General features: G+C 31.3%; 7 protein-coding genes, 2 tRNA genes and 1 rRNA gene. 8 read left to right on the top strand and 2 right to left on the bottom strand.

The genetic code is table 11. The features are described 5' to 3' along the window. A 5S ribosomal RNA gene (gene rrf, locus J7M77_RS13860) occupies positions 1-106 on the top strand; the annotation flags it as partial. 101 nt (positions 107-207) lie between these two features. Here rrf and nagB read toward each other — a convergent pair. Beyond that, on the bottom strand, positions 208-939 hold the full coding sequence (nagB, locus tag J7M77_RS13855) for a glucosamine-6-phosphate deaminase (RefSeq protein WP_296879597.1): 732 nt from the start codon (positions 937-939) through the stop codon (positions 208-210). Positions 940-1,353: 414 nt separating this feature from the next. Between nagB and ptsP the strand changes: the two genes are divergently transcribed. From ptsP to J7M77_RS13830, 5 genes are all read left to right on the top strand, one after another. Beyond that, a complete protein-coding gene (gene ptsP / locus J7M77_RS13850; protein WP_296879595.1) occupies positions 1,354-3,066 on the top strand; it encodes a phosphoenolpyruvate--protein phosphotransferase in 1,713 nt (570 codons plus the stop codon). A 136-nt stretch (positions 3,067-3,202) separates the two neighbouring features. Continuing rightward, positions 3,203-4,447 carry an HD domain-containing protein gene (locus J7M77_RS13845; protein WP_296879593.1) on the top strand — a complete coding sequence of 415 codons (1,245 nt, stop codon included), beginning with the start codon at positions 3,203-3,205 and terminating at the stop codon, positions 4,445-4,447. A 56-nt stretch (positions 4,448-4,503) separates the two neighbouring features. Continuing rightward, on the top strand, positions 4,504-5,451 hold the full coding sequence (gene metA / locus J7M77_RS13840; protein WP_296879592.1) for a homoserine O-succinyltransferase: 948 nt from the start codon (positions 4,504-4,506) through the stop codon (positions 5,449-5,451). 58 nt (positions 5,452-5,509) lie between these two features. After that, positions 5,510-5,596: transfer RNA gene (locus tag J7M77_RS13835), tRNA-Leu, on the top strand. Position 5,597: 1 nt separating this feature from the next. Beyond that, positions 5,598-5,671: transfer RNA gene (locus J7M77_RS13830), tRNA-Thr, on the top strand. A gap of 70 nt (positions 5,672-5,741) precedes the next feature. On the opposite strand, the gene pepV is transcribed toward J7M77_RS13830, so the two are convergent. Then, on the bottom strand, positions 5,742-7,112 hold the full coding sequence (pepV, locus tag J7M77_RS13825) for a dipeptidase PepV (protein WP_296879590.1): 1,371 nt from the start codon (positions 7,110-7,112) through the stop codon (positions 5,742-5,744). A gap of 101 nt (positions 7,113-7,213) precedes the next feature. On the opposite strand from pepV, the gene J7M77_RS13820 reads away from it, so the two are divergent. Then, the gene (locus tag J7M77_RS13820; protein ID WP_296879588.1) at positions 7,214-7,651 is read left to right on the top strand and encodes an NUDIX domain-containing protein; all 438 of its coding nucleotides are present in this window, start codon (positions 7,214-7,216) and stop codon (positions 7,649-7,651) included. Between the two features lie 62 nt (positions 7,652-7,713). Further along, positions 7,714-8,707: Tex-like N-terminal domain-containing protein (locus J7M77_RS13815; RefSeq protein WP_296879585.1), on the top strand; the 994-nt coding region annotated here is incomplete at its 3' end.

Raw genomic sequence — 8,707 nt, 5'->3', positions numbered from 1 at the left:
GGTGGCAATGGCATGATGGAAACACCTGTACCCGTTCCGAACACAGAAGTTAAGCATCATAGCGGCGAAGATAGTACTGCGGTGCGAAAAGAGCACGCTGCCGGTCCTTCTTCTTTTTTTATTTTATCCTGCATATTTTCATTTATGATCATGATGCTTTCATAACAAAAACCGGGATCACTTCCCGGTTTTGATTTTATCGTTTAGTTATTTAGTTAGTAGACTAGCTGCTGCCTTGTCAACAATTACTGTAACATCTTCATGATCTTGAAGTGCACTAGCTGGAACTTCTATGGTTTTGTTTTCTTCTACTAAAACCTTAACAGGTGCAGCTTTATTTTCACCACATGCAATTAAAAGGATTTTTTTAGCGGCTAGAATATTAGCAATTCCCATTGTGATAGCATGTGTAGGTACTTCATCAATATTACCATTAAAGAATAATCTGGCGTTATCTTGGCGAGTACTTTCCTTTAATTCAATCATATGAGTGATTGTATCAAATGCTGTACCAGGTTCATTGAAACCGATATGCCCATTTGAACCAATACCTAATAATTGAATATCTAAAGGATTGTTCGCAAGTAATTTGTTGTAATCATCACAACTTGTTTGAATATCACCATGCCCGTTAGGAACATGAACATTTTCTGGATTAATATCAATTGAGTTAAATAAATGCTTATCCATAAAATAATGATAACTTTGTGGATGAGTAGGTTCTAATCCAAAATATTCATCTAAGTTAAAAGTTTTAATGTCTTTATAAGAAGTCCCGTTCTTCTTATGATCTTCAATCATCAATTCATATAAGCGAATTGGTGTAGATCCTGTTGCTAATCCTAAATTAGCATTTGGCTTGTTTTTTACAACATCCAACATAATTTTAGCTGCTTCTACGCTAGCTTCTTCATAGTTTTCAACAATAATTAATTTCATTTTACGTCCCTCCGCATATATGATACTATTTTTAAAAAATTTCTTCAAGTTATTATTGATAAATTTATTAATTGTGTTTTTTGATTATACGACTAGCTATTTTAATGATGAATATTATAAAATTTTATATTTAATAAAAAGTTTAGTAGTTATTTATTGATGTGACAAATAATCGTTTTTTCTTAACTTGACTCTAAGATAGTAGTTAATTGTTGTAGAATTATTTTTATATTTAATGGATTCTAATTTTTTTGATAAAATACGAATAAATATGTAAATGCTTACTGCATATTTTTGCAAATTCTTACAACTTAGATTATTTATGGAATAAATTGCTTGAAAGTGCTTTAATAAAGCTTTATTTTTTTGGTGAAATAAGGTAAAATTATTCATATAATATGGAGGTAGATATTAATGACAAAAATTAATGGTATTGCAGCATCTAACGGTATTGCAATTGCAAAAGCCTATAAGTTAGTTATGCCAGATTTAACAGTTACTCAAGCTACTGTTGCTGATGTTGATGGAGAGGTAGCAAAATTTAAGGCTGCAGTAGAACAAACAGGTAAAGATTTAGAAACAATCAAATCAGTTGCCGCAAAAAATTTATCAGATGATGAAGCTGCTGTATTTGATGCTCATGCTTTAATGCTTGGAGATCCTGAATTCCAAGGACAAATCGAAGCTAAAATTAAAGATGAAAAACTAAATGGTGGAGCAGCAATTGAAACTGTTGCTGCAACAATGGCAGCAATGTTTGAAAGCATTCCTGATGCATATTTCCAAGAAAGAGCTGCTGATGTAAAAGACGTATCACGTCGTTTACTTGCCAACTTTTTAGGTAAACCTTTACCAAATCCAACTTTAATTGATGAAGAAGTTGTTATTGTAGCTGATGATTTAACTCCTTCTGATACTGCTCAATTAAATTCATACGTTAAAGGTTTTGCAACTAATATTGGTGGTAGAACTTCTCACTCTGCAATCATGGCTAGATCTTTAGAAATCCCTGCAGTTGTATCTTGTAAAACAATTACAGAAGATGTTCAAGATGGTGATATGATTGCTCTTGATGGTATTGATGGAGTTGTTATCATTAATCCTGATGAAGAAACTGTTAAAGCGTATGAAGCAAAACGTGATGCATATCTTGCTGAAAAAGAAGAATTGAAAAAATTAGTTAACGAAAAAACAATTACAACTGATGGACATCAAGTTGAATTAGTAGCTAATATTGGTGGTGCTGGTGACTTACCAGGTGCTCATGATAATGGTGCTGAAGGTGTTGGATTATTTAGAACAGAATTCTTATATATGGAATCTGCTGATCTTCCAACAGAAGAAAGACAATTTGAAGTTTATAAAGAAGTTTTAGAATCAATGAACGGTAAACCAGTTGTTGTAAGAACATTGGATATTGGTGGAGATAAAAAAATCGAAGCTCTTCCTTTACCAGAAGAAATGAATCCATTCTTAGGGGTTCGTGCTGTTCGTTTATGCTTCCAAAGAGAAGATATTTTCAGAACTCAATTAAGAGCGTTACTTAGAGCATCAGTATATGGAAAATTAAGAATTATGTTCCCAATGATCGCTACTTTACAAGAATTTAGAAAAGCTAAAGGTATCTTGATGGAAGAAAAAGATAAATTAGTTGCTGAAGGAATCGAAGTATCTGATGAAATCCAAGTTGGTATCATGATTGAAATTCCTGCCGCTGCTGTATTAGCTGATCAATTTGCCAAAGAAGTTGATTTCTTCTCTGTAGGAACAAATGACTTAGTACAATATACATTTGCTGCTGATAGAATGTCATCTGGTGTAAGTTACTTATATCAGCCATTTAATCCTTCAATTTTAAGATTATTGAAACATGTTATTGATTCAGCACATGCTGAAGGTAAATGGGCTGGTATGTGTGGTGAAATGGCCGGAGAAGCTATTGCTGCACCATTATTAATCGGTTTAGGATTAGATGAATTCTCAATGTCTGCTACTTCAATTTTAGCACAAAGAAAATTAATCAATGGTATTTCTAAAGCTGAAATGGATAAATTAGTGGAAAAAGCATTAAACTGCTGTACAATGGAAGAAGTAGTTGCTTTAGTTAAAGAAACAGTTGAACTTTAAAAAATATTAATAATGAACTAAAAAAGGAAAGATAATTGATCTTTCCTTTTTTAAAACCGTTTTTTGTCCTTTAAATAATATGTTGCTATTTGTAATTATTTAATAAAGGGCATATAATCAAAGCGGGGGTATAAATATGACAAAAAATTTATTTATTAATGAAGCAATGGATGAAAGAAATCCTAATTATTTAGTTGCAATAAAAAGACAAGAACCAATTTATCAGCGTTCAAATGATTTGAGAACTGAATTTGGACGAGATTATACAAGAATTATTTTTAGCCAGGCATATCGACGTTTAAAACATAAAACTCAAGTATTTTTTGCAGTCAAAGATGATCATGTTTGCACTCGTAGTGAACATGTAAATTTAGTGGAATCAATTAGTTATACAATTGCAAGATATTTAGGTTTAAATACTGAATTAACTAAGGCTATTGCAGTAGGACATGATTTAGGTCATGCACCATTTGGTCATGGCGGTGAAGCAATCATTAATGAAATTGCCAAAAAATATGGTTTAAAATCATTTTGGCATGAGCGCAATAGTTTACATTTTATTGATGATATTGAAACATTAGAAGATGATGAACATTTTCGTCATAATTTAAATCTTACTTATGCGATTCGTGATGGAATTATTTCTCATTGTGGCGAAATGAATCAGATGAAAATTAAACGGCGTGAAGAAATAATTGATTTAAATGATTACCAGACACCGGGTCAATATGCTCCATATACTTGGGAAGGCGGTGTAGTAAAAATGGCTGATAAAATTGCCTATTTAGCCCGCGATATTGAAGATGCCTTAAGACTAAAGATTTTAAAAGAAAATAAAGCAGAGGTATTACGAGCATCGTTAAATAGTTTTGATCCGGCAAACCAGTTTAATGCAATTAATAATGGAACAATTGTTAATTATTTTATTCAGGATGTATGTAATAACAGTAATCCTCAAGATGGTATTGCTTTATCTAAAAATGCTTTTGAGATAATGAAAACAATCATGAGATTCAATTATCAAAACATTTATAAGATTAATCGTGTCAAGATCCATAGTGATTATGTAGGGTTAATGTTGAATTCAATCTTTGATTTTTATTATCAATATGGCTTATTGTCAAAAGATCAAAATACTAATTTAATTAAAGAGTTAAATAAAGATCGTGAACAATTTCCTAATGCTATCAACGGTTATGTCCATTGGTTGGAAAAATATAGTAATATGGTTGCTTTTAATAGAAATGAATTGTATCAAAATAAAGTTATTTATGATTTTATTAATGATGATAAGGCTTTGATAAAAAGTATTATTGATTATTTATCAGGAATGAGTGATGCTTATATTATTCAAATTTTTAACGAATTAATTGCTTTTTAGTCTTAAAATATCAATAAAGATATGATAAACTAAAAGATATGTCGGGAGGTTAGATTATGCCTATTAAAATACCAAATGATTTACCAGCTAGTAAAATATTAAAAGAAGAAAATATCTTTGTGATGGATGAAAATAGAGCATTAGCACAAGAAATTCGTCCTTTACAAATATTGATTTTAAATATCATGCCTACTAAAGTGGTTACTGAAACTCAGTTGCTTAGGATGCTTTCAAATACGCCTTTACAAATCGAAGTTGATTGGATCCATATGGCTAGCCATGAGTCCAAAAATACTTCACAAGAGCATTTATTAGCTTTTTATAAGACCTTTAATGATATCAAAGAAAAAAGATATGATGGGTTGATCATAACCGGCGCTCCAGTGGAAAGGCTGCCGTTTGAAGAAGTTGATTATTGGCAAGAATTAGTCGAACTGTTAGAATGGGCCAAGACGCATGTGTTTAGTTCGTTTTTTATTTGCTGGTCATCACAGGCTGCATTATATCATTATTATGGAATTCCTAAATACGAATTGCCAGAAAAACTTACCGGTGTTTATTTCCATCATACTAATATTGATAAAATGAAACGGAAAATTTTACGGGGATTTGATTATCAGTTTTATGCTCCGCATTCAAGATACACTACTGTATTAGCTAAAGATATTGATAAAGTATCATCATTAGATATTTTAGCTCAAAGCCAGGATGCAGGTGTTTATTTGATCGCGGAAACCGATGGATCACGTTTTTTTGTAACTGGTCATCCTGAATATGATCCAGATACTTTGGATAAAGAATATCGTCGTGATTTAAATATATCACCAGATGCAACGATGCCTAAAAATTACTATCGTGATAATGATATTAACAAAGAAATATTAGTTAAATGGCGCTCTCATGCGTATCTATTATTTAGTAACTGGTTAAATTATTACGTTTATCAACAAACACCATACGATTTGAATGATTTAGAATCAATAAAAATGGCAAAAAAAGACTAGAATTTGCATTCTGGTCTTTATTTTTTTAAAATTATTTGTTAAAATCTATTTGCAGCTTGCAGACATGGCGAAACTGGTATACGCGCTATCTTGAGGGGGTAGTGGGCTCTAGCTCGTGCGAGTTCAAATCTCGCTGTCTGCACCATGCCGGTGTAGTTCAATGGCAGAACGCATGAATGGTAATCATGAAATTCAAGTTCGATTCTTGGCTCCGGCACCATATTAAAGTAAACTGATCAAGCATTTATTTTCTAAGAAATTAAAAGACTGCCTAATGCAGTCTTTTAATTTTATTTAGCAGTAACTAAATTGTAAATAGCATGACAATAGATTTCAGTTGCTTTAAGCAAAGAATCAATTTTAATATTTTCATTATTACCATGAATTAAATTATCTTCTCCAGCAAACTCTGCTCCAAAAGCAACACAGTTAGGCATTGATTTAGCATATGTGCCACCACCAATTGCTTGTGGTTTCGCTTCATGATCACCAGTAACATCTACATAAGCTTGATGTAAACTAGAAACAAGTTTTGAATTTGGATCAATATATAACGCTTTACCAATATCATGAGTTTCATTTAATTGATAATTACTGCAAGCATTTTCAAATTTTTTAACCATATCATCAAAGTCCATATCATGAGGGCAACGTAAATCTAAAGTAATCTTTAAATTTTCTTTGCAATAAGAAATGACCCCTAGATTCATTGTTAATGGACCCATCAAACCATTAAAATCAATTCCTAATTTTTTACCATGATAATCATCTAAATACTCTAAAACAAAATCGACAATTTTATTATCAACGACACTGGCAAGATATTTGCATAAATAAACTACCGCATTTACTCCTTCTTCAGGCATACTTGCATGAGCTGATTTTCCTTTTAAAACTAATTTAGTATGATTTCCTTCTTCTTCAATGGTTCCAGTTAAATTGTTATTGCTTAAAAACTTTTGATAAGAATCAACATATTGTTTGTAATTACCTTCGATGATTGCTTCACAAGTTTCTGGAACAATATTTGGACGAGTTCCTGCACATAAATAAATCAAGCCATTTTTTTCAACGTTGCCTGTTATTTCAAAACTGCAGCCAGCTTTTTCACCATAGACTACTGGAAAGTTGGCATCAGGAGTAAATCCCATCGTTGGATAAGGCATTTTAGTGAAATAGTATTTAACACAGTTGCTGCCTAATTCTTCATTACAACCAAAAATTACTCTAATTTTCATATCAGTATCTAAATTCATTGAATTGACAATTTTAGCGGCATAATAGCTTGCAAGTAAAGGACCTTTATCATCTGCAACACCACGACCATATAATTTATCATCTTTGATAATTACATTAAAAGGGTCACTGTCCCAACCAACTTCATTAACTGGAACAACGTCTAGATGACCTAAAATTCCTAATGTTTTTTCTCCTTTGCCAATATCAATATGACCGGCATGTCCATCAACATCTTTGACTTCAAAACCATCACGTCGTCCAATTTCCAACATGGCATCTAAGGCTTTTCGATTAGCAGCGCCATAAGGAGCAAATAAAGCAACAGTATTATCATCTTGCATAGATGGAATAGCACATAAATTTCTTATATCTTCGAGCATTTGATCTTTTATTTTCAATACTTCAGATTTAAAATCTATCATTATAATCACCTCAACAACAATTATAACACTATTAGTAATATTTTTTAAACAATTTTAGTAATATTAGTGCTATGATATAGATAATAAATAGGAGGAAAACCATGGAAAAAGTAAGATTTCATATAACAGTAAAAGGAATTGTCGTATTAGATAAGCAAATTTTATTATTAAAACGTGTCAAACCGTCAACTGATGGACTAGGATATTGGGAACTTCCTGGTGGCGGTTTGGAATATGGCGAAACACCTAATCAGGCATTAATTAGAGAGCTTAAAGAAGAAACAGGTTTAGATATTATTATTATCAAACCAGCTTATACGTTTACTAAAATTAGAACCGATTATCAAACTGTTGGGATTGGTTATTTATGTATTCCTAAAAATGACCATGTCCGTTTATCTAATGAACATACTGATTATTGTTTTGTAGATGTTGAAAAAGCTAAAGAATTATTAAATGAAGAAATTTACAATGATATCATTTATACGATTGAAGAATATTATTTGCAATCAAAATATGACAAGACAAGTCAATATTAATAGTTGATAATTTTCAAAATTACAGTAAAATAAGATAGTCAGACGTTTTTTAAGGAGATTATATGAACGAAGAAATTATTATTGCTGTAGCAAAAGAATTAGAAATAACTAAAAAACAAGTTGAAGCGGTATTATCGTTATTAGCTCAAGGTAATACAGTGCCATTTATTGCCCGTTATCGTAAGGAAGCAACGGGTGGTTTAAATGAAGATCAAATTAGAGAAATTGATAAATATTATCAATATCAAGTTAATTTAGCGAAACGAAAAGAAGATGTTATTCGGTTGATCGAAGAAAAAGGAATGATGAACGATCAATTGAAAAAAGATATTTTAAAAGCTGAAAAATTAAATATTGTTGAAGATCTATATCGTCCGTTTAAAGAAAAAAGAAAAACCAAAGCTACTGAAGCTAAGGCCAAAGGATTAGAACCATTTAGTAAATGGTTAATGTCTTTGCCTAAAGGTGATGTTGAAAAAGAAGCTAAAAAGTATTTAAACGATCAAGTATTAGACACTGAAAGTGCAATTCAGGGGGCTTTAGATATTATTGCTGAAGTTATTAGTGATGATATTAAATATCGTAAATTTGTCAAAGATATTATGTATAAATCGGGAACGATCGAAACTAAAGTAAAAAAGAAAAATCCTGATGAAGATAAGGTTTATGAAATGTATTATGATTTTCATGAACGCGTTAATCGTATCGTTTCTCATCGTATTTTGGCAATCAATCGCGCTGAAAAAGAAAAAGTAATTACGGTTAATATTGTCATGGATAAAGATTTTTTGATTCAGTATATTAATCGCGGAGTTAGTAAAAATCGAAACAGTGATGCCAATGAATACTTATTAAAAGCAGTTGAAGATAGTTTAAATCGATTACTTTTACCATCAATTGAACGGGAAGTTCGTCATGAGTTAACGGAAAAAGCTAGTGAGCAGGCGCTAAAAGTATTTTCAATTAATTTAGAAAAATTATTAATGCAAGCACCGCTTAAAGATAAGATGGTTTTAGGGGTCGATCCGGCTTATCGAACTGGTTGTAAATTAGCAG

It is taken from the genome of Thomasclavelia sp. (assembly GCF_017889095.1).
In the GTDB taxonomy this organism is placed as follows: domain Bacteria; phylum Bacillota_I; class Bacilli_A; order Erysipelotrichales; family Coprobacillaceae; genus Thomasclavelia.
The sequence above is the reverse complement of the archived record's forward strand: the minus strand, read 5'-3'. Positions and strand labels throughout refer to the sequence as shown.

What these genes read in the sequence shown, in the direction of transcription:
- ptsP (WP_296879595.1), top strand. Translation starts at nt 1,354, where the DNA reads ATGACAAAAATTAATGGTATTGCAGCATCTAACGGTATTGCAATTGCA.
- J7M77_RS13845 (WP_296879593.1), top strand. Translation starts at nt 3,203, where the DNA reads ATGACAAAAAATTTATTTATTAATGAAGCAATGGATGAAAGAAATCCT.
- pepV (WP_296879590.1), bottom strand. Translation starts at nt 7,112, where the DNA reads ATGATAGATTTTAAATCTGAAGTATTGAAAATAAAAGATCAAATGCTC.
- nagB (WP_296879597.1), bottom strand. Translation starts at nt 939, where the DNA reads ATGAAATTAATTATTGTTGAAAACTATGAAGAAGCTAGCGTAGAAGCA.
- J7M77_RS13820 (WP_296879588.1), top strand. Translation starts at nt 7,214, where the DNA reads ATGGAAAAAGTAAGATTTCATATAACAGTAAAAGGAATTGTCGTATTA.
- metA (WP_296879592.1), top strand. Translation starts at nt 4,504, where the DNA reads ATGCCTATTAAAATACCAAATGATTTACCAGCTAGTAAAATATTAAAA.